The organism is Rhizobium sp. P1_E6 (assembly GCF_056405875.1).
The window spans coordinates 1-1527 of the sequence record NZ_JBFUBG010000266.1; the positions used below are offsets into that span (position 1 = coordinate 1).

The window sequence follows — 1527 nt, forward strand, 5'->3', positions numbered from 1 at the left end:
ATTGCCGGCTGACTACATCGATCGCGTGGCGGAGGTCTTTCGTGAAGACCCGGAATTGGGCTTTATCGGAGGGCGTATCGAGCTCTTCGATCCGGACGATGCGCCGGTAACCATCGACCTGCGGGATCATAGGGTCGAAATTCCTGCCAATGCTTATGTTTCCGCAGGCATGCTTCAAGGCGCCAATATGGTGATCAGACGCGATGTCCTGGTCAAGACCGGCGGCTTTGACCGTCGCCTTGGTGCTGGTACGCCTTTCCCTTGTGAGGATATCGATGCCGTCGCGGCGGCAGTATGGGCTGGATATCGAGGCGCATACGACCCTCGTCCAGTAATTCTGCATCATCATCGTCGTAAGGCGGCCGATGTACCGGACATCCTGCTAAGCTACGATCGGGGGCGGGGCGCTTATTATATGAAGTATCTTTTGAAGCCTGAGACGCGCGCCGCCTATGTGCGCGGCTGGTGGGAAACGTCTGGCCCGGCGCACAGGCCTATAACATGGCGTCGCCTCGGACGCGAAATTGCCAGTGCAAGGGCATTCCTCGCACAGACCACGACCCGTTCAGAAAAGAGATTTTGGGGCAGCCTGCTCGGTTTTTCGGAGCATTTCGCAAAATTTGCTGCCGAGTTCGTGAGGATCGTCCGGTTTCAGAAGCGCGCACTTCCGTGATCAATAGGGAAGCGTAACCTTTTGGCGACACGCGGATGCGTGTTTGAGGCTCACTTAGTCTATGTGACCTAGCGCGCTTATGAGCCGCGCTAGGCCTTGCACTACATTCCTCGACGTTGATAAATCGCGCGCCGGACGGCGTCAGATCGCAAGGTTTTGCCGCTCCTTAAGGATGGAAATTGCCTCATCGAGCGACTGAGCGAAATAGCGGTTTTCGCTGAATGTCCCCCATGCCTTGGCAAAGCCACTGATCTTGCCATAGCTGTTATCGATGACGACGTGCGGGATATCCAGAAGGGTGCAAAGAATATGCCCGTGAAGGCGATCCGTGATGACCGTTCGCCCCTTCGACAGTAGTTCGGTTCCGGTCTTCAACCGAGCGCGCGCAACCATCTCCAGCAGATTTCCGCGGCGGTGATGCTTGTTACCTGGAAGTAACTGCCAGGGCTCGTGAGCATTGGCCGAGAGGTATGACTTGATCTTGTTGAGCTTCGAGTTGTCGGAAATTTCTTCGGGCCAGTCGACGATGAGAACTCGATCCTTCGAATATTGATGCTTCGAAATGTCGACACCGCGTGTCTCTTTGTCCTGCCGCAGGAGCATCAATAGCTCATGAGTAGGGGGCAGCCGATCTCGTTTCTCGATCATGAAAGCGCTGTCGGGGCACAGCCTGATATCCGCCTTGAAATTCTCCTTCGCAAAGTCATAGCTGCGCTGGTCGCGTACCAGCAGCACGAAATCCCTATGTGCTTCGCAGAGCGCTGCCATACTCGCAGCCTTTTCGGGCTGTTCATAGAATATCGTTTGAGGAAGCTGAATGACTCTTCTGTTTGGATAGCGTCTCAGGATTTCCT

General features: G+C 55.1%; 2 protein-coding genes. One reads left to right on the top strand and one right to left on the bottom strand.

Going from position 1 to position 1527, the window contains the following annotated elements:
* Window positions 1-673: glycosyltransferase family 2 protein (locus AC1D35_RS36075; RefSeq protein ID WP_477942799.1), on the top strand; the 673-nt coding region annotated here is incomplete at its 5' end.
* Between the two features lie 141 nt (window positions 674-814).
* On the opposite strand, the gene AC1D35_RS36080 is transcribed toward AC1D35_RS36075, so the two are convergent.
* Window positions 815-1527: polysaccharide pyruvyl transferase family protein (locus AC1D35_RS36080; protein WP_477942801.1), on the bottom strand; the 713-nt coding region annotated here is incomplete at its 5' end.